Annotated in this window: 17 protein-coding genes; 12 read left to right on the top strand and 5 right to left on the bottom strand. The window is 59.5% G+C overall.

Features of this window, described 5'->3' with window-relative positions:
- Positions 1 to 2 precede the first annotated feature (2 nt).
- A complete protein-coding gene (locus ACLIKD_RS02215; protein WP_428826986.1) occupies positions 3 to 3866 on the bottom strand; it encodes a tetratricopeptide repeat protein in 3864 nt (1287 codons plus the stop codon).
- 79 nt (positions 3867 to 3945) lie between these two features.
- On the bottom strand, positions 3946 to 4785 hold the full coding sequence (locus ACLIKD_RS02210) for an FkbM family methyltransferase (RefSeq protein ID WP_428826985.1): 840 nt from the start codon (positions 4783 to 4785) through the stop codon (positions 3946 to 3948).
- A 382-nt stretch (positions 4786 to 5167) separates the two neighbouring features.
- On the opposite strand from ACLIKD_RS02210, the gene ACLIKD_RS02205 reads away from it, so the two are divergent.
- The 8 genes from ACLIKD_RS02205 to ACLIKD_RS02170 all read left to right on the top strand — a co-directional run bounded on the left by ACLIKD_RS02205 (position 5168) and on the right by ACLIKD_RS02170 (position 10726).
- A complete protein-coding gene (locus ACLIKD_RS02205; protein WP_226418682.1) occupies positions 5168 to 5896 on the top strand; it encodes a flagellin in 729 nt (242 codons plus the stop codon).
- A gap of 82 nt (positions 5897 to 5978) precedes the next feature.
- A complete protein-coding gene (locus tag ACLIKD_RS02200) occupies positions 5979 to 6353 on the top strand; it encodes a flagellar protein FlaG (RefSeq protein WP_428826984.1) in 375 nt (124 codons plus the stop codon).
- Positions 6354 to 6376: 23 nt separating this feature from the next.
- The gene (fliD, locus tag ACLIKD_RS02195) at positions 6377 to 7732 is read left to right on the top strand and encodes a flagellar filament capping protein FliD (RefSeq protein WP_428826983.1); all 1356 of its coding nucleotides are present in this window, start codon (positions 6377 to 6379) and stop codon (positions 7730 to 7732) included.
- Between the two features lie 11 nt (positions 7733 to 7743).
- On the top strand, positions 7744 to 8154 hold the full coding sequence (gene fliS / locus ACLIKD_RS02190; RefSeq protein ID WP_428826982.1) for a flagellar export chaperone FliS: 411 nt from the start codon (positions 7744 to 7746) through the stop codon (positions 8152 to 8154).
- Positions 8132 to 8458, top strand: a complete 327-nt coding sequence (locus ACLIKD_RS02185; protein WP_428826981.1) for a flagellar protein FliT — start codon at positions 8132 to 8134, stop codon at positions 8456 to 8458. Before fliS ends, ACLIKD_RS02185 begins: the two co-directional genes overlap by 23 nt.
- Complete coding sequence (locus tag ACLIKD_RS02180) at positions 8455 to 9582, top strand: flagellar hook-length control protein FliK (protein ID WP_428826980.1); 1128 nt, start codon at positions 8455 to 8457, stop codon at positions 9580 to 9582. The genes ACLIKD_RS02185 and ACLIKD_RS02180 overlap by 4 nt, the downstream gene beginning before the upstream one ends.
- Positions 9563 to 9892, top strand: a complete 330-nt coding sequence (locus ACLIKD_RS02175; RefSeq protein ID WP_428826979.1) for an EscU/YscU/HrcU family type III secretion system export apparatus switch protein — start codon at positions 9563 to 9565, stop codon at positions 9890 to 9892. The genes ACLIKD_RS02180 and ACLIKD_RS02175 overlap by 20 nt, the downstream gene beginning before the upstream one ends.
- A gap of 39 nt (positions 9893 to 9931) precedes the next feature.
- On the top strand, positions 9932 to 10726 hold the full coding sequence (locus ACLIKD_RS02170) for a flagellar brake protein (protein WP_428826978.1): 795 nt from the start codon (positions 9932 to 9934) through the stop codon (positions 10724 to 10726).
- On the opposite strand, the gene fliE is transcribed toward ACLIKD_RS02170, so the two are convergent.
- The 3 genes from fliE to ACLIKD_RS02155 are packed head-to-tail and all read right to left on the bottom strand — an operon-like array spanning position 10723 to position 13652.
- On the bottom strand, positions 10723 to 11043 hold the full coding sequence (gene fliE, locus ACLIKD_RS02165) for a flagellar hook-basal body complex protein FliE (RefSeq protein WP_428826977.1): 321 nt from the start codon (positions 11041 to 11043) through the stop codon (positions 10723 to 10725). The two genes, ACLIKD_RS02170 and fliE, sit on opposite strands and share 4 nt — an antisense overlap.
- 49 nt (positions 11044 to 11092) lie before the next feature.
- Positions 11093 to 12463, bottom strand: coding sequence for a sigma-54-dependent transcriptional regulator (locus tag ACLIKD_RS02160; RefSeq protein ID WP_428826976.1), 1371 nt, complete (start codon positions 12461 to 12463; stop codon positions 11093 to 11095).
- Positions 12450 to 13652 (bottom strand): sensor histidine kinase, encoded by a 1203-nt coding sequence (locus tag ACLIKD_RS02155; protein WP_428826975.1) that lies wholly within the window; start codon positions 13650 to 13652, stop codon positions 12450 to 12452. Before ACLIKD_RS02155 ends, ACLIKD_RS02160 begins: the two co-directional genes overlap by 14 nt.
- 108 nt (positions 13653 to 13760) lie before the next feature.
- Here ACLIKD_RS02155 and fliF point away from each other — a divergent pair, with 108 nt between their 5' ends.
- Genes fliF through fliI form a run of 4 tightly spaced genes read left to right on the top strand, consistent with a single transcriptional unit; the run spans position 13761 to position 18623 of the window.
- Positions 13761 to 15500, top strand: coding sequence for a flagellar basal-body MS-ring/collar protein FliF (gene fliF, locus ACLIKD_RS02150; RefSeq protein ID WP_428826974.1), 1740 nt, complete (start codon positions 13761 to 13763; stop codon positions 15498 to 15500).
- Positions 15490 to 16494: a flagellar motor switch protein FliG gene (gene fliG, locus ACLIKD_RS02145; protein WP_226418670.1), complete on the top strand. Its 1005-nt coding sequence runs from the start codon at positions 15490 to 15492 to the stop codon at positions 16492 to 16494. The genes fliF and fliG overlap by 11 nt, the downstream gene beginning before the upstream one ends.
- Before the next feature lie 18 nt (positions 16495 to 16512).
- The gene (locus tag ACLIKD_RS02140; RefSeq protein WP_428826973.1) at positions 16513 to 17220 is read left to right on the top strand and encodes a flagellar assembly protein FliH; all 708 of its coding nucleotides are present in this window, start codon (positions 16513 to 16515) and stop codon (positions 17218 to 17220) included.
- Complete coding sequence (fliI, locus tag ACLIKD_RS02135; protein WP_428826972.1) at positions 17205 to 18623, top strand: flagellar protein export ATPase FliI; 1419 nt, start codon at positions 17205 to 17207, stop codon at positions 18621 to 18623. The genes ACLIKD_RS02140 and fliI overlap by 16 nt, the downstream gene beginning before the upstream one ends.
- Position 18624: the final 1 nt, after the last annotated feature.

Raw genomic sequence — 18624 nt, 5'->3', positions numbered from 1 at the left:
CTTCACCGGCCGTTCCTCTCTGTATTCTTGTATTTCTGCCACATAGCCCACCAAGCGGCCTCGAGATTCCGGGCGAAGCGGGGGGCATCGATCAGCGGCGAGCCGCCGACCCGCCCCCGCAGTTCGGCCCGCAAAGCCGCCAGGCCGGCCAGATCGTCGGCCTGGGCGATAGCCTTGGCGACATACGCGTCGGTCGTGGCCGCCACCCAGTCCGGCAACCCGGCGGCCGTCAGCAGACTGGCCCCTTGCCGGGCCAATAGCCCGTCACCGGCCAGCGTCAGCGTCGGCACCCCCATCCACAAGGCCTCGCAGGTGGTCGTCCCGCCCGGGTAGGGGAAGGTGTCGAGCAGGCAATCGACGTCGCCGTGCGCCGCCAGGTATTCGGCCCGCGATACCGGCGCGAGCAGCGCCACCCGGCTTGACTCGATGCCTTGCTGGCGCAGCCGTTGCTGCAGTTGCTCGCGTACCGCGGCATCGCCGAGTTGCCGGTTCTGCAGGCGCAGCCGTGCCGTCGGCAGGGCCGACAGGATGCGGCTCCAGACGGCGAGTACCGGATCGGTGATCTTGGTCAGGTTCTGGAAACAGCCGAAGGTGACGTAGCCGTTGGCCAGACCGGGCGACGGGGCGACGGCCGGGGCCTGGTCGGGCGGCGTGAAGCACAGCCGGGTGTCGGGCAGATAGACGATTTCTTCGGTGAATTGGCCACGTTGGTCGGCCGGCACCCCGACCGCGTCGGCCAGCAGATAGTCGATGGCGGCAACGCCGGTCGTGGCGAAGTAGCCGAGCCAACTGGCCTGGACCGGTGCCGGCTTCCAGGCGAAGACCGGCAGCCGGTTGTGCGCCGTGTGGCCGGCCAGGTCGATCAGCAGATGGAGTCCGTCGTCATGGATCAGCCGGGCGGCGGCTTCGTCGCTCAGGCCGTGCAGCGGTTTCCAGGCGGCAAAGCAGGGCTGGATGCGGCGGGTCAGCGGGCTGACTTCGTGATGCGTCGGGTAGGCGATCAACTCGATACGCTGGCTATCCAGGGCCTTGACCACGCTTTCGAGAAAATGCCCGACCGGGTGGTCGCGCAGATCTCCGGAGACCAGGCCGACGCGCAAATGGGTCGGCGTCGCCGGGCACGACCAGGCGACATACAGCCGGGCCTTGCCGGCAACCAGCGCGCCGTAGCGCTGCGCTTCGGCCAGGCACCGCTCCGGGCCGTACAGGTGACTGTAGTTGTAGGCAAACAGCAGATTGCTGAACGCGTCCGAGAATCCCGGCTCAAGTTCCAGCGCGTGCTGAAAGGCCGCCACGGCCTCGGCAACGCGACCACTGACGATGCAGACAAGGCCCAGATTATTGTGCGCTTCGACCAGTCGCGGATTGATGGCCAGCGCCTTCCGGCAAGCCGCTTCCGCCTCTTTGAGGCGGCCTTTTCCCTGAAGTATCACGGCCAGACAGCTATAGGCTTCGCCATGCCCGGGGTCGAGCCGAATCGCCTGGCGCAGGCTGACTTCAGCTGTATCCAGGCGATTTTGTTCATGCAGTACCAAGCCAAGGGCATAGTGCGCCTCGGCGTAATCCGGCCGGGCTTGCAGGGCTTGTCGAAAACAGGTTTCCGCCTCGGCAAAGTGCCCCCGGCCACGGAGCAGGGACCCAAGATTGAGATGGCCCATCGCGTAATCGGAAGATATGGCGATGGCCGCTCGATACATGCTCTCGGCCTGATCAAGGCAACCGATCTTGTTGAGGGCCAGGCCGAGGTTGTTATGCGCTTCGGCATCATCGGGCAGGAGTTCCACCGCCCGGCGCATCGCGCCCAGGCTGTCCTGGCCTTGCGCATCGAGCGCCAGACCGAGCGCTTTCCAGACCGGGCCGGCCGTCGGGTTCTGCCGCAGCAACAGCCGCGCCCGGTTTTCCAGCGGGCGATAGCGGCCGGCAGCGAACAGGCTGGACAGGGCACTGAGTTCGGCCGGATAGAGCGGCGATGCGTCGGCCAGCGGCAGCGCGTCGGGGCGACCGACCGGGGTTTGATCCTGGCGTTTTTGCCACATGCCCCACAGGGCGTTCTCGAAATCCCGGGCGAAGCCCTGGGTGTCGAGCAGCGGCGAGGCCAGCAGCCGCTCGCGCAGGCCGGCGCGCAGCGCTGCCAGGGCCGGCAGATTGCGGCTTTGCGCCAGCGCCTTGGCGACCAGCTCGGCGCCGTCGGCGGCAATCCACTCGGGCAGGCCGGCATGCGTCAGGAGGCCGACGCCCTGCCGGGCGAGAAAGCGTTCGCCGCTCAGCGTCAGGACCGGCACGCCCATCCACAGCGCTTCCATCGTCGTCGTGACGCCGTTGTACGGGAAGGGGTCGAGTCCGATGTCTACCTGCTGGTAGGCGGCCAGATGCCCGCTACGCCCTTGAATCGGGCCTTCCAGCAGCAGTCGTTCGGGGCCGATGCCATGCGCTGCGTACTGGGCGAGCACTTGGTCGCGCGTCGAGGCTTCGCCGAGTTGCTTGGCTTTGAGCAGCAGCCGGCTGTCCGGCAGGGCGTGCAGGAGCTGCGCCCAGAGCGCGACGACTTCGCTCGTCATCTTGCTCAGGTTGTTGAACGAGCCGAAGGTGAGGTGGCCGTTGGCCAGCGCCGGCAGGGTATTGACTTCGACCGGCTCGGCCGGCTGCGAGAAGCACAGGTAGCTGGCCGGTAGCCGCCAGATTTGTTCGGTGAAGGCGGCTTCTTGCGCAACCGGCAGGGTTTCGGCGTCGGCGATGTAATAGTCGATTTCGGCGACGCCGGTGCTGGCGCAGTAGCCGAGCCAGCTGGCCTGGACCGGTGCCGGTTTCCAGGCGAAGACCGGCAGCCGGTTGTGCCCGGTGTGGCCGGACAGGTCGACCAGGACGTGCACGCCGTCGGCGTGGATGCGCCGGGCGGCGGCTTCGTCGGAGAGCCCGACCAGCGAATACCAGCCGGCGAAATAGGGTTTGATGCGCACGCTCAGGTCGCTGAATTCCCGGTGCGTCGGATAGGCCAGCAGTTCGATCCGGGTCGGATCGATTTCCTGCAGGAAGCCTTCGAGGAAATGCCCGACCGAGTGGTCGCGCAGATCCCCCGACACCAGCCCGACCCGCAGCCGCTGCGGCGCTGCCGCGCACTGCCATGCCGTGTAACCCCCCGCGGCTCTCGCCGATACCAGCGCACCATAGCGGCGCACATCCTGGCACTGCCCAGTTGCAACCGAGCCCGGACGATAGTTCTCGATGAACAGCAGGCTACCCAGTGCATCAAGGTAGTCGGGCTGTTGCTGCAGCACATGCTGGAATGCCGCTCCTGCAGCGTCGAGATTGCCCATTTCGCGCAGCGTCGTGCCCAGGTTGTAATGGGCGTCGATCATCTCGGGCGCCAGGTTGATCGCCTGCCGGTAGCATCGCTCGGCAACAGCAAGCCGGCCCTGGTCTTCGAGCACGGTTCCCAGGTTGTAATGCGCTTGGGCGAAGTCAGGCCGCAGCAACACGGCCTGCCGGTAAGCGGCCTCAGCCTCGGCCCAGCGCCCCTGTTCCTGCAACACCACCCCCAAATTGTAGTGGGTCACCGGATCGCCCGCCTTCAGCACCAACGCCTGCCGATAGCTCGCTTCCGCCTCGCCCAGCCGCCCGGCATCCTTCAGCGCATTGCCCAGGTTGTTGTGCGCCTCGGCATCGTACGGCAGCAAGCCTACGGCCTTTTGCAGTGCGGCCAGCCCGTCCTTCTTCTGCGCATTGAGCGCAACGCCCAGCACCTGCCACAAGAAGCCGACGTCTGGGTAGCGCGTCAGCAGCTGCCTGGATTCGGCTTCGAGGCCAATAAAATCGGCGCGCGAATAGAAACCCGCCAAACATCCCAATTCATCCGCTGTCGGTTGCATTCGTTCACTCAGCCGTTGCCGGTTGCCCGCTCACCGGCGCGGCCGGAAGAAGACCTGGACCGACAAGAAAGCACAGCAATCATTGATTGGTCAGGCGGCCAAGATATAAATCCGCCAGTTCCGAACCCGCTTTGCGATCGAACGCCGACAGCACCAGATGAGCCAGATCGTAGGAATGCAGCAAGTCATGCGCCAGAACGGCATATTTGAGGAGCTTGTCGGCGCTCAGTTCATCGAGGCGCATCCAGTCCCGGACATAAATGGCATCCGACCACAAGATCTGCCCACCGCCGGCATTGATATCGTTGTTATAGACGAGCGGCTTGAAAGCGCGCGAGGCAAATCCGTCGAAGCGATGGAACTGGAAACCGGACTGACGAAGAAATGCGTCGACATCGGCAAACAAGGGCTGCCCCTTGTACAACTCGACAAACTCGACTTCCGTGCAGATAACCAGTGTTTCAGCCAGCAAGCGCGGCGCGCCGCGGAAAACGGCAAGTTCGGCGCCCTGCACATCGATCTTCAAATAATCGACATCGGCGATTTCTTCCAGATCATCCAGACGAGAGGTCTCAACCGGATGCTCGGCCACCGGCGTAACCACTTCCGCCAGATTCTGGAACTTCTCGAGCAAGGCGGTGTTGGCGGGAAACAAGGAACCCGTGAGTACCCAGTTGGTTTCGTAAAAGGTCGCCGGGCTACCGTCGCCAACAAAATGCGGCAGGAAGCGATGCGGCGATCCAAAAGTCTGATTCAGTCGCTCGCACTCAGCCAGATCGGGCTCGAAGCCGATGACTCTGGCCTTCCCGGCATCCACGAACCCTTGGTAGGGGGCTGGCTCACCGGGATTGAACGAAGCGCCAACATCAATGATGTTGAACAGAGTGGACTCGGGCAGAAGTTCAAGTAAAGAAAACATCGCGACTCACTGAATCAATGAAAGACATTTGTGAAGAGCTTGTCGGCAGCCCGCCACAAAGGCGGGCCGAACGACAAAACCCGGATCACGCGGAGAATACTGCACCGAGCACGATAAGCAACGGTCCCAGCAAGCACTTCGAGTGCCGGCCCCGCCAATGATCGGTTTCCGGACGCTCGGCAAAAGAAGGAAAACCAAGTAGCAAAGAGTCGAAATCCGAATCCAGGAGCCGCATTACAACAAGCGAAAATAATTGCTAAAGATTCCTCCCGGCGCGCCGTAATATAACTTGACGGCGACCCAATCGCATCGTGGATGGGCCAGCGGAAAGCCGGAGACGGCAAGTAAGCGCCCCTTTATTCAAGAGGATAGGAGAAACAAAATGGCACAACAAATTAACACCAACCTGTATTCGCTGAACGCCCAACGCAACCTGAACAAGAATGCCCTGGGTTTGTCATCGGCCATTGAACGCTTGTCGTCTGGCCTGCGAATCAACTCGGCAAAAGACGATGCAGCCGGTCTTGCCGTTTCGCTGAACATGGATGCTGAAGCACGTGGCATTTCAGCCAAAATCCGCAACAATTCCGATTTGATTTCCCAGGCGCAAGTCGCCGACGGTGCTCTGCAAGTGGTTGGCGACATCCTGCTGCGCATGTCCGAACTGGAATCCCAAGCAGGCAGCACGACGCTGACCTCAACCGACAAGGGTTACATCAACTCTGAATTTACCGCCCTGTCGGCCTCGATGGCCACCATCCAGACTGCCGCCACGCTGAACGGTCAAACGTCCTTCGCCCAAGGCATCACCAGCGTAGCTTCGGTCTCCACTACGGTGGGCGCTTCGGCGGCGAACATTACCGCCGCACTCGGTTCGGTTGCTGCATCGCGAGCCACTGCCGGTGCCGTGATGAACAATCTGCAGTTCCAGATTCAATCGCAAGAAGCCAACTACGAAAACCAGATGGCTGCGAAGACCCGGATCGTGGCTGCCGACTTTGCTCAGGAAACGGCTAACCTGGCCCGCTCGCAGATCCTCCAGCAAGCAGGTACCGCAATGGTGGCTCAAGCGAATCAGATTCCGCAGAACGTTCTCTCGCTCCTGCGATAAGCAAGCAGACTGGACACCGCGCTTGAATGAGGTGCGAAGGTTTGTATAAGCCTTCGCACCTTTTGTCCATAGGAGCAAAAAAATGAACGTGCAACCTTTGGTTTCCAGTGACGTATCTCCTGCGAATACCGCGGCACAAAAACAAGTCCGAGCATCGCCACGAGTTGAAAATCAGTCGAATGCTTCCGTCGCAGAAAATACTGATGTCGGGATAAATTCTCAAGCCTCGCCCGAAGCGAGCACTGTTAAAGAGGCGGTAGCCCGTATCGCCGACTTTGTTGCCCAGACTTCAAGTGAAATAAGCTTCAGCATTGACGAGAAGACTGGACTCAATGTCGTCAAGGTAATTGACAGCTCGACCAATGACGTCATCCGGCAATTTCCTTCCGAGGAAGTAATTGCTATTGCCCAAGCGTTGGATAAACTGCAAGGGCTGTTTCTTCGCGACAAAGTTTGATTTTGATTTAAGAGGTAATCGATATGGCAACAACAACCAGCTTGGGGATTGGCACTGGCGTCGACTTGAACTCGATGCTCACCAAACTCATGGCTGCCGAAAGACAGCCGATTGATGCCCTGAACACAAAAGTCGCCGGCACCACGACCAAGTTAACAACATTTGGCGTACTTAAATCCGCGTTGTCGACACTACAAACGGCCGTGGAAACGCTAAGCAATCCCAGCAAACTGGCAGCCTTAGCGGCCACATCAAGCGACGCCACGAAAGTGACCGCCTCAACCTCGGTCAGTGCATCCGCGGGCAGTTACGCAGTCAACGTTACAGACCTTGCCGCGGCGCAAAAAAGTTTCTCCGGCGCATTCGCTACCGGCACGACGTTTGGCCAAGGGTCACTTGAATTCAGTATTAACGGGACAACTCAGTCAATTGCGCTCAACGACCAGGCGAGTTACTCGCTGCAGGATATCCGGTCAAAAATCAATGCTGCGAACATCGGCGTCACGGCCTCTGTCATCTCCGGCAGCGGCGGCGACCGGCTTGTTTTTGCCGGAACCTCAACCGGTGCGGCAGGCGCCTTCTCCCTCGCCGTAACGGCGGGGAGCACAACGGCACCGGCCACCAGCCTTTCTGGCCTTGCCGGATTCGACGAGACCACTCCCGGTTTGGCCAGAAGTACGGCAAAAGATGCGAGCCTGACCATTGACGGCGTAGCGGTGACATCTGCCAGCAACACCATCACCGACGCCATCAACGGGGTAACCCTCAAGCTGCAGAGCACCGGATCGTCAACCATTTCGATCCAGGGCGACACCACAGCGATAAATGAGGCGGTAAGCGCTTTTATTGGTGCATACAACGCCCTGAACACCGTCATCAAGCAAAACAACACTTATGATTCGACCACGAAGACAGCCAAGCCACTGAACGGCGAGTCGTCGGTACGAAGCATCCAGAGCGCGCTGCACAGTAGCCGGACAACCATCCCCGCCGAGTTGGCAGGTACTTCTTTTCAGACACTCTCGGCCCTGGGCATATCGTTCAAGCAGGACGGTTCCTTATCGGTTGATTCGACAAAGCTCTCAGCCGCGATTTCCAGTTCGTCCGGCGATGTACAAAAAACCCTGACCGCCTACGGCTCGGCCATGAAGACGACGATAAGCGGTTTGCTTGATGCGGAAGGCGTGCTCGCAGGACGAATGAACGGTTTGAGTTCGTCCGTGAAAAACGACAAGAACAATATAGCGGCGCTCGAAATACGGGTGGCCGCCGTCCAAAAACGCTATACCGCTCAGTTTACCGCCCTCGATAAGCTGATGAGCCAAATGAACACGACGAGCAGTTACCTTACACAACAGTTGAGCAAAACCAGTTCATAAGCTACGAAACCATGTTTTCAAACCCGATCGCGTCATACAAGCAAATGGACAGCGAAGCAGACATTCGCGGCTCCGATCCCCATCGACTGATCCTTCTCTTGTTTGAGGGCGCAAATGTTGCCCTCGATCAAGCCAAGGCGAAGATGGCGATCAATGACTACCCGGGCAAATCGGACGCCATCGTCAAGGCCATCGCCATCATCGCCGATGGATTGTCCGCCAGTCTGAACGTCGAAGCCGGCGGCGAACTGGCGATCAACCTGAAGGCGATTTACGACTACATGATCCAGCGCCTTATTCATGCCAATGTGCATATGGATGTGCCCGCTGTCGATGAAGTGCAAGCCCTGCTTGAAGAAATTGGTGGCGCCTGGCGCGAAATGGGCCTGAACATCAAAAATGGGGGTGGCCAAAATCTCTAGCCTCTCGGCAAGCAAGACTTCTGCACTTGATCAACTTGCTGGCGTACTGAAAAATTTGCAGGATGCTGCAGAGAACGGAAAATGGGAGCAGATTGAAGAGCTGGAGGCGGCATTTCGCAGGGCCTCCGAGGCCGTTCAAGAAATGTCCCCTGCTCTCCGATATACCGCGGCCTATCGCAATCGAGTCACGGAACTCCTGACACTACACAAGGTTGTGATGAGTCTATGCAAAGATCGCATGGACCAAATTGCCCCGTTGATCAACGCGCTCTCGGGCGCCAAGCTCCCCTCCGTTAAATCATGATCCCGCCGGATGTCGCCAGTAGCCTGCGACAGATCCTGCCCGATCAGCATTTGGCGACGGGCGGCCAGACGCAACCCGTCCCGGCGGCCCAACGAATTGCCGATGCACTCAGCGACCTTGTTCCCGGGCAACGCATCTTTGCCGAAATACTCGCGGTATTGCCGAATGGCACCTATCGGGCGACGGTGGCGCAACGCGACGTTACGCTGGCCCTGCCATTCGCAGCGAAGCCAGGGGACAGCCTTGAACTTGAGGTGGCGGAAAGCGATGGCAAAGTCACCCTGGCAGTTGTCGCCAACCGCTCCGACGCGGCTGTTGCCAGAAACCCCCTGGAGTCGGTTACCACCTCCCTGAGTTCGGCCGGCAAAATGATTGGCAATCTGCTGAACGGCCTTGACGGCGAAGGCAAACGAGCCCCTCCGGCGCCCTTGAATGGCAATCAGGCATTGGTCGAAACCATGCCCAAAACGGCGGCAGACCTTGCTCCGGTTCTCAAGCAGGCACTATCGCAAAGCGGGATGTTCTATGAAGCCCACCAGGCACGCTGGGTTTCCGGAGATCTCCCCACCGATGCCCTGCGCCAGGAGCCGCAAGGCAAACATTCGACGCCACAGCTTGCAGCAGCCCCAGGGGCAATTATTGGTGAAGCGGCAAAAGCGCCATTGAGCGCCGAGTTAGGGTCAGCCGCCCCGCGTTCCGAGCAAGCCACCTTGGCCAATCAGAATATTCAGACCTCCAGTCCGGTCCCCAACGATTTGCGAGCACTCGTACAGCAGCAACTCGACGGCCTGGCGACGCAAAGCTTTGCTTGGCAGGGCCAGGTATGGCCAGGGCAGAAAATGTGGTGGGAGATTGCTCAAGCCCCTGAAGATGGCAGATCAAGCGAGGTCAATGCCACCACCCAGTGGCAGACGAGACTAAAACTGTCACTACCGGCCTTGGGCGGTATCGATATCACGCTCGCCTTGCGCCCTGGCGGCAACATCAGCGTTTCGGCGAATACCGAATCGGAAACCAGCGAGTCGCGACTGCGCGACAGCGCCGAACAATTGCGCCAACAGTTTGAAGCTGCCGGACTGAATCTTTCGCAACTACTCGTCCTGCATGGCCAACAAGCAGAATAAGCAAGCTCGCGAAGCGATCGCTCTCGCCTATAGCCAAACCGATGCAGCCCCCCGGGTGGTTGCCAAAGGAAAAGGGTTAATTGCCGAGCAGATCATCGCCCGGGCAAAAGAGCATGGCATCTACGTGCACGAATCACCCGATCTCGTCGCCTTGCTTACCCAAGTCAATATTGACGAACATATTCCGGCAGAACTCTACATGGCAGTTGCCGAGCTACTCGCCTGGCTGTACCGCATCGAGCATGGTGAAAGTCCGCTGAACGCACCGCCGGATGGCAATATTTTGAAACAGCCACCGAGCAAGGAATGATGGTTTAAGATTGGCGGCTCCACGTCGACGTGAACACGCATGCCGCCAATTTCCGAAGAACTCGCCACCCCCGATTTCGAAATCGACCATCGGGAAGTATTTGCCCAGTTTCTTCTCGACAGCAAACAAGAGGTTCTCTTTTACCTCAACCTTCTGGCCAAACGGCACAGCATCTTCACGGCCTACATCAACGAGGGTCAGCAATTTTTCCCGACGTCGATTGTGGCGATCGACGAATCGACCGGCAATATCTTTCTCGAGCCGGCCAATGACGACGAAGGTAGCGACAGCGCCCAAAGCGCCCGGCAAATCACACTGGTAACCAAGCTGGATCACGTCAAGATACAGATACGCTTACCCGCGCTAAAGCAAGCCAAGCATCAAGACCAGAGCGTACTGGCGGCGCCTATTCCCGATGCAATCCTGCGCCTGCAACGACGGGAGTTTTTCCGCCTCGAACCGCCCCTGGCCAACCCGATACATTGCAAGCTGGCCACTCACGGCTCGGATGGAGTCTTGAAAACCTTCGAACTGACACTATCCGACATCAGCGGCGGAGGCGTTTGCCTGGTCGGAGCGACAGCACTTGCCGAGCACTTTCGTCGCGATGCGCTATTCCAGCAATGCCGCCTGGAAATTCCCGAAGAAGGGGTCATTCAGGTGAATTTACGTGTCCGCAAAACAGTCGAAATGTCAGATCGCAACGGCGAGCACAATCTGCGTATCGGCTGCGAATTTGTCAATTTGCCAGGCATTCGTCTGGCGTTCATCGAACACTACATTGCGCGCATTGAACGCGAGCGCAAGGCCAAGGACTCTGGGCTGGCCGACTAGACCTGCATGTTCATCACGTCCTGATAGGCCGTGACGAGTTTGTTGCGTACCTGAACCATTTCCTGGAAAGAAATACTGGCCGTCTGCAAGGCGATCATCACTTCATGCAAGTTCTGACTGGTATCGCCGGCGGCAAGTTTTTCCGCCATCTGGTCAGCCTGTTGCTGGGTCTGGTTAACCTTGTTAATGGAGCTTTGCAGAACCTGGGCAAAGTCGGCAGTACCAGCCGCTGGCGCGCTTTCCGCAGCCTTGCCGGAGGCCTGTGCGGCGGTCGTCCGCAGCACGCTCAACATTTGTTCAATCCCTTGGGTATCCATTTTCAGCTCCTAAAACCTTGGCCAACTATCAGCAATTTTCAGGCCAGAATCAGTCCTTGAAAAATCCTTCATCACGGTACTGCTGCAACTTGTAGCGCAAAGTCCGTTCGGAAATCCCCAATCGATCAATCGCCATCTTGCGCGAACCACCGACCTCAGAGAGTGTACGCAGGATATGCTCGCGCTCCAAGTCCTTCATATTATCGGCCCTTTTCTCGACTTCCGTTAGCCCGGCTGCAGACCCCACATCGCCAAGCGGCACTTGAATTATTGCAGCCCCCGGCGACGTTTTCGCCACGAGATTCAGATGTTCGGTGCCAATCGTCGGACCAGTCGAGAGAATCAATGCCCGCTGGATGACATTTTCCAGTTCGCGTACATTGCCGGGCCAGTCATGGGCCGTCAGCGCAAGTTCGGCTGCTGGCGAAAGCGAAACCCCGGAACGCCCGAAGCGGCCACCATGTTCGACAACGAAATGTCGGGCGATGGCAACGATATCCCCGCGCCGCTGCCGCAACCCTGGAATCGCCACTGGAAAAACATTAAGACGGTAGTAGAGATCCTCACGAAAGACGCCTTTGGCAACGGCCTCGGCCATTTCGCGGTTGGAGGTGGCAATGATGCGGATATTCAGCGGCACCGGCTTCTTGCCACCGACCCGCTCCACCTCGCGCTCCTGCAGGACGCGCAACAGCTTGGCCTGCAGACTCATCGGCATTTCAGTGACTTCGTCAAGCAACAGCGTGCCATCCTGCGCCTGCTCGAATTTGCCTGCCTGCGCCTGCTGCGCACCGGTGAATGCGCCCTTTTCATAGCCGAACAGCGTGGCTTCGAGCAGGCTATCGGGAATCGCCGCGCAGTTGATGGCAACAAACGGGCCGTCCTTGCGCGCCGAATTGCGGTGGATAAAACGCGCCACCACTTCCTTGCCAACCCCCGATTCACCGGTCAGCAATACCGTTGCATCAGTTTGCGCGACGCGTTGGGCAATGGCGAACAACTCGCGACTAACCGGATCGATGGCGACGACACCAGCCGACTCGCCAGTTTCCGGCAACTCGTATTTGTTGATGTGCGCCAGCAGGGCTTGTGGCTCGAAGGGCTTGAGCAGGAAGTCGCAGGCGCCGGAACGCATCGCATCAACTGCCTTGTCGACTTCGGCATACGCCGTCATCAGCACCACCGGCAGATGCGGCAAGCGCAAACGAATTTCCTTGAGTAGCGCAATTCCGTCCATCGGCATCATGCGCACGTCGCTGACAACAATGGAAAAAGCCTGCTCTCCCAAAACCTTCAACGCGGCAGCCCCGCCGTCAACCGCCACATATGGGCGCCCGGCCAGTTCCAGGGTATCGCCAATTGCTTCGCGCAGGCTGGGATCGTCTTCGACCACCAGAATCGGCAAGCTATGTTCCGCCATTTTCCTCAATCCCGATCTCTGCCGAACCGAGCGGCAGCGTAACTATGAACTCGGCCCCTTCGCCGGGTTCGGAAAACACCTCAATCGCTCCGCCATGAGCACGTGCCACACCAAGAGCGATGGCCAGACCAAGGCCGGTCCCCTGCCCCTTGGTGGTGAAGAATGGCTCAAAAATACGCGCCTGCGTTTCCCGGGAAATCCCCGGGCCGCTATCGCGCACCCCCAAAGCCAGCAAATCGCCGCGTCGATTGCCGGTGAGGCAAATTTTGCCGCCGGCAGGCGTCGCCTGCATGGCGTTCTCCAGCAAGTTGACCAAGGCGCCGAACAGCGCCTTGCGACTGCCGACCATTTGCGCCCCGTCGCAACTGTCGACTACAGCAAACACCAGGCCATGCTCGCGCATTAAGGGCTCGACGGTTTGAGCGGCCTCGGCAAGCAAATCGCTGACCGGAATCACGTCGCGACCGATGCTTTCGCCGCGCGCGAACAACAGCACATCCTGAATCAGCCGTTCGAGGCGCCGCAGTTGCCCGCTCGCCTTTTCGGAAAAGCGGACCCGCGCCTCATCGGGCACCCCGGCCAGCCCGAGATTGGCGGTATAAAGCAGGGCCGCCGCCAACGGCGTGCGCAATTGGTGCGCCAGCGACGCAGCCATTTCGCCCATCGCCGCCAGCCGCTGATTGCGCTCAAGCTCGGTTTTCATCCGGTGCGCAGCAGTTACATCATGAATCAGCAGAATCTTTCCGCCGGCCGACGCGAGCATGCTTTCGGCAATCGAGACACGCCGCTCACCCAGCTGCCATTCACCGACCGTCAATGTCGGCTCGAGACAGGCGCGCACCACGTCACCCCAATGGCGGCCGACCATATCCGTTCCAAAAAGGGACATTGCCGCCGGATTGACAGCAACCACTCCGGCCGACGAATCAAGCAATACCACCCCCGCCGGCAACGCATCGAGCAGCGATGAAAGCCGCTCGGACAACGCTTCCTTTTCCTGATATTGCCGCCGCAATTCGCCATTGGCGATGGCCAACTCCTCAGTCAGCGAGGTAACGCGGGCCTGCAAAGCTTCATATGCCTGCGTCAACTCGACCGAGACTTGGTTGAACATGGCAAAGGCCCGCTGCAATTCGGCGGTCTTGGCTTCGGAATCGAGAGTGGCGGTAGCAGCCTGCGGGGTGGGCATTGAAAAAGATAGGGGGAATTCAGCGCTGGTAATAGTAGAATATTTCTAGGGTAATTTGGCTTCTCAATTGATTCTTCTTCTGTTTCACCGCAATTTGACCGGGCTTTGATGGCAGCAACAACTGAAACGACGGCAGGAACCGCACCGGGTGCAAACCCGGCAGAGCGTCTGCGCGAGGCGTTTAACCGGCTAGGCGATCAGCAGAAGATCATATTCATGGTGGCGGTGGCTGCCATTGTTGCCGTCATTGTCGGTTCCATACTCTGGAGCCGGCAGCCGGACTGGAAAGTCCTGTTTTCCAACCTGACGGAAAAAGACGGTGGCGCCATCGTCGCCATTCTTGAAACACAGAATGTTCCGCACCGTTACAGCGACAACGGCTCCTTGCTGGTGCCCGCCGAACGCGTCCATGAAGTACGCCTAAAACTGGCCACCCAGGGCTTGCCGCGCGGCGGACTGGTCGGCTTCGAATTGATGGAAAACCAGAAATTCGGCACCAGCCAGTTTGCCGAGCAGGTCAACTACCAGCGCGGCCTTGAAGGCGAACTGGCCCGAACCATTCAATCGATCGGCTCGGTCCAGACGGCACGGGTGCATCTTGCGATTCCCAAGCCCTCGGTTTTTGTTCGCGAAGAACAAAAACCGACTGCCTCGGTCATGCTCAACCTTTACCCCGGCCGGACCTTGGACAATGGGCAGATAGCCGGCATTGCTCACCTGATTTCGTCGAGCGTGCCGCAACTCCCGATGGCCAACGTGACGGTCATCGACCAGAACGGCGTACTGCTCTCGCAGCTCAAGAGCAAGCTGACCGAAGCCGGACTTGACCCGGTACAAGTCAAATATGTGCGGGAAGTCGAAGACGGCATCATCAAGCGCATTGAGGAAATCCTGAAACCCCTGCTGGGCAACGAGAATTTCAAGGTCCAGGTAGCCGCCGACCTCGATTTTTCGCAGAGCGAGCAAACCGCCGAAAGCTTCCGCCCCAACAGCACGCCGGATAGCAGCAGTATCCGTAGCCAGCAAAACAATGAGACCGCCAGCGTCAATCAGGCAGCCGGCGGCGTTCCCGGCGCGTTGACCAACCAGCCCCCGGTGCCGGCCACCGCGCCGCTGACGCAGCCGGCCACCGGAACCACGCCCACCCCGCCGACTAAACCGGGCGACGCCCAAGGCAAGATCGATGTCAGCGGCATCACTGCGCCGCTCAACGCCGCCGGCCAGCCGATCAGCACCAGCAAGAACGCCACGATCAACTACGAAGTCGACAAGACCATCCGCTACACCAAGCAGGCAATCGGCAGCATTCGCCGCCTCTCGGCCGCCGTGGTGGTCAATCATCGCAAGGACATCGGCAAAGACGGCAAACCCACGACCAAGGCGTTGGCCGACTCCGAAATGAAACAGATCAACGATCTGGTTCGCGAAGCGATGGGTTTCAGCAAGGAGCGTGGCGACACCATTTCGGTGGCCAACGCGCCATTCACCGTGGACGACAAGAGCGAAACCGGTCTGCCGATCTGGAAAGACCCGGAAAATATCGGCTATGCCAAGGATATTTTCAAATACCTGATTATTGCCGCGATCATTACCTTCCTCTACCTGAAGATCATCCAGCCCACCCTGAAAACGATGTTCCCGCCGCCACCGAAGGCGGAAGAAGAAGGCGGTTCCGGCATGTTCGCCGGGATCGGCGACGTGCTCGGCGAAGAGGGCGAAGAAGGGGCGACCGACGTGCGGATCGACTCCTACGCCGCCAAGGTTCAGAAGGCGCGCGACTTTGCACAGACCGACTCGAAGGCTGTTGCCAACATTATCAAGGACTGGATAGGCGCAAATGGCGGGTAGCCCAGAGGAAGGCCTGGAAAAGAGCGCAACCCTGCTCATCACGCTGGGCGAGGACCATGCGGCCGAAGTGCTCAAACACCTCGGCCCGCGCGAGGTGCAAAAGCTCGGTCATGCCATGGCGATGCTCAAATCCGTGCCAAGAACCAAGGTCGAGGCAGTACTCGACGAGTTCCACACGATTGCCGAAGAACATGCGGCGGTACACGTCGATACCGACAACTACATCCGCTCGGTACTGACCAAGGCCCTCGGTGACGACAAGGCAGCGAACCTGATTTCACGCATTTTGCAGGGCGGCGAGACCTCCGGTATCGAAGGCCTGAAGTGGATGGATGCGCCGACCGTTGCCGACCTGATCAAAAATGAACACCCGCAGATCATTGCGACGATCCTGGTGCACCTTGAACATGACCAGGCCAGTGAGATCCTCAACCATTTCACCGAACGCCTGCGTAACGATGTGGTGTTGCGTATTGCCACGCTTGAAGGCATCCAGCCATCGGCCCTGCGCGAACTCAATGAGACGATGATGCGCATCCTCTCCGGTTCGGCCAGCGTCAAACATACAGCCATGGGTGGCGTGCGGACGGTTGCCGAGATTCTCAATTTCATTGGCGCCACCAACGAAACCTCGGTCGTCGATGCGATCCGCGAATACGACCCCGACCTGGCACAGAAGATCCTCGACGAAATGTTCGTCTTCGAGAACCTGATGGACATTGATGACCGCTCGATCCAGCTCATTCTGCGTGAAATCCAGTCGGACTCGCTGATTTTGGCACTCAAGGGAGCTTCTCCCGATCTTCGGGAAAAAATCTTCAAGAACATGTCGCAGCGCGCTGCCGAAATGCTGCGCGAAGATCTCGAATCCAAGGGCCCGGTACGCCTCTCCGAAGTCGAGGCCGAGCAGAAGGAAATCCTCAAGGTCGTTCGTCGCCTGGCCGACGAAGGTCAAATTGTCCTCGGCGGTGCCGGTGGCGAGCAAATGATCTAAGTCAGGCAGGGCACATCCGTGATCATTCCCAAGGAAGACCTCGTCAGTTTTCAACGTTGGCAAGCCGGTTCGTTCGATAAACGGCCGGCCCCAGCACCGACACCGACGCCGGCACCTGTCGCAGCAGCTGAAGAGCCGCTCGTCCCGGTCATGGAGCAGCCTGAAGTCGCTCCACCAATCGCCTTGCCAACCGCCGAAGATATCGAACGGGTTTACGACGAGGCCCGGACCAGCGGCTACCAGGCCGGCCTGGCGGAAGGCAAGGCGGCTGGCGAGCAGGCGACAAATGAAGCCCTGGCTTTGCAGGCCGACCGATTCAACACCCTGATCGGCAGTCTGCAGACCGCGCTAAATGAGTTCGATCAATCGGTTGCCGAGCAAATGCTGGCGCTGGCCATCGAAATCGCAGCGCAACTAGCCCGCGGCGTCTTTGCGGCGCAGAACGACGCATTACTGCCGATAATTCGCGAAGCCCTCGCCGCACTGCCCCTGCATCACGCCCACATCGTAATTCGTCTGAATCCGGCTGACGGCGACATAGTCCGCACCCTCCTCGGTGAGGAGTTCGCGCAGACGGGCACACAAATCCTTGACGATAGCGAAATCAGCCCCGGTGGTTGCCTGCTGCAGGCCGGCTCTAGCGAGATCGATGCGACCATCGAAACGCGATGGAAAAGAGTACTGGAAGCGATTGGTACCGAGCCCCAGGCATGGCTGAATCCATAAACCCCGATCGACCGGACCACGCCGCACGCTGGAATAACTTTCTGCATAACTGCGGCATAGCGGCCAGCAATGCCCAGGCCTTGTGGCCGACCGGCAGGCTGACCCGAATCAATGGCCTGGTCATGGAAGCAGCCGGCCTGAAGTTGCCGCTTGGTAGTTCCTGCCGGATATTTCCGCCTACCGGAGCCCCGGTTGATGCTGAGGTCGTCGGCTTTTCCGGCGAAAAACTCTACCTGATGCCATCCGACGACATGTATGGTCTGGCGCCCGGCTCCAAGGTAGTCGCCTTTGAAACCGCCAGCCCCCCGCCGCACATCGACGACCCAACACCATTCCGCCGCCGCGCTATCGACCGGGTCAAACAGGCGCCGGTTGGCGACGGCCTGCTCGGTCGCATTCTGGACGGTGTAGGGCGCCCGCTCGACAACAAAGGCCCCCTTCAAGTCAGCACCTCGCGACCTTTGCAGAGCCGCCCGGTGAACCCGATGGCGAGAGCAGCCATTGACCAGCCGCTGGACGTTGGCATCCGTGCCATCAATGCCTTGCTGACGGTCGGGCGGGGTCAGCGCATGGGGCTTTTCGCCGGTTCCGGGGTAGGCAAGTCCGTGCTCCTCGGCATGATGGCGCGCTACACGGAAGCCGAAGTGATCGTTGTCGGGCTGATTGGCGAGCGCGGTCGAGAGGTCAAGGAGTTCATCGAGCAAATCCTCGGCGAGGAAGGCATGCGCCGGGCAGTCGTGGTCGCCGCACCGGCCGATACCGGACCATTGTTGCGCCTGCAGGGCGCCGCCTACGCGACGACCATCGCCGAATATTTCCGCGACCAAGGCAAGCAGGTCTTGCTGATCATGGATTCGCTGACCCGCTACGCAATGGCCCAGCGGGAAATCGCACTGGCCATCGGCGAACCGCCGGCAACCAGGGGCTACCCGCCTTCGGTCTTTGCCCGCCTGCCGCAGTTGGTCGAGCGCGCCGGCAATGGTCAGGACGGAGGCGGCTCGATCACTGCCTTCTATACCGTTCTAGCCGAAGGCGACGACCAGCAGGACCCGATTGCCGACGCCGCTCGCGCGATCCTTGACGGCCATATCGTGCTGTCGCGAACCCTGGCTGATGCCGGGCACTACCCGGCCATCGACATCGAACAATCAATCAGCCGTGCCATGGTCAACTTGATTGACACGCCGCATCTTGAGCAGATCCGCAAATTCAAGGTATTGTTTGCCCGTTATCAGCGCTCGCGCGATTTGATATCGGTAGGCGCCTATGTTCCTGGTTCGGACCCGGTGCTTGATCAAGCGATCGGGCTCTACCCGCGGATGGAGAGTTTTCTGCAGCAACAATTTTCGGAACAAGCCGACTTCGCCTCCAGCCTGACAGCCCTCAAACAACTGTTTGTATAAC

The organism is Azonexus sp. IMCC34842 (assembly GCF_050368855.1).
Classification (GTDB): domain Bacteria; phylum Pseudomonadota; class Gammaproteobacteria; order Burkholderiales; family Rhodocyclaceae; genus Azonexus; species Azonexus denitrificans_A.
Note: the sequence above shows the minus strand (reverse complement) of the source record. Positions and strands in the feature narration are given on the sequence as shown.

Bases quoted from the DNA above. Each gene is read 5' to 3' on its own strand.
- ACLIKD_RS02205 (WP_226418682.1), top strand. From the start codon at position 5,168: ATGGCACAACAAATTAACACCAACCTGTATTCGCTGAACGCCCAACGC.
- ACLIKD_RS02160 (WP_428826976.1), bottom strand. From the start codon at position 12,463: ATGGCGGAACATAGCTTGCCGATTCTGGTGGTCGAAGACGATCCCAGC.
- fliS (WP_428826982.1), top strand. From the start codon at position 7,744: ATGTTTTCAAACCCGATCGCGTCATACAAGCAAATGGACAGCGAAGCA.
- ACLIKD_RS02210 (WP_428826985.1), bottom strand. From the start codon at position 4,785: ATGTTTTCTTTACTTGAACTTCTGCCCGAGTCCACTCTGTTCAACATC.
- fliE (WP_428826977.1), bottom strand. From the start codon at position 11,043: ATGGATACCCAAGGGATTGAACAAATGTTGAGCGTGCTGCGGACGACC.
- ACLIKD_RS02200 (WP_428826984.1), top strand. From the start codon at position 5,979: ATGAACGTGCAACCTTTGGTTTCCAGTGACGTATCTCCTGCGAATACC.
- ACLIKD_RS02185 (WP_428826981.1), top strand. From the start codon at position 8,132: ATGGGGGTGGCCAAAATCTCTAGCCTCTCGGCAAGCAAGACTTCTGCA.
- fliI (WP_428826972.1), top strand. From the start codon at position 17,205: ATGGCTGAATCCATAAACCCCGATCGACCGGACCACGCCGCACGCTGG.
- ACLIKD_RS02175 (WP_428826979.1), top strand. From the start codon at position 9,563: ATGGCCAACAAGCAGAATAAGCAAGCTCGCGAAGCGATCGCTCTCGCC.
- fliG (WP_226418670.1), top strand. From the start codon at position 15,490: ATGGCGGGTAGCCCAGAGGAAGGCCTGGAAAAGAGCGCAACCCTGCTC.
- fliD (WP_428826983.1), top strand. From the start codon at position 6,377: ATGGCAACAACAACCAGCTTGGGGATTGGCACTGGCGTCGACTTGAAC.
- ACLIKD_RS02215 (WP_428826986.1), bottom strand. From the start codon at position 3,866: ATGCAACCGACAGCGGATGAATTGGGATGTTTGGCGGGTTTCTATTCG.
- ACLIKD_RS02180 (WP_428826980.1), top strand. From the start codon at position 8,455: ATGATCCCGCCGGATGTCGCCAGTAGCCTGCGACAGATCCTGCCCGAT.
- fliF (WP_428826974.1), top strand. From the start codon at position 13,761: ATGGCAGCAACAACTGAAACGACGGCAGGAACCGCACCGGGTGCAAAC.
- ACLIKD_RS02155 (WP_428826975.1), bottom strand. From the start codon at position 13,652: ATGCCCACCCCGCAGGCTGCTACCGCCACTCTCGATTCCGAAGCCAAG.
- ACLIKD_RS02170 (WP_428826978.1), top strand. From the start codon at position 9,932: ATGCCGCCAATTTCCGAAGAACTCGCCACCCCCGATTTCGAAATCGAC.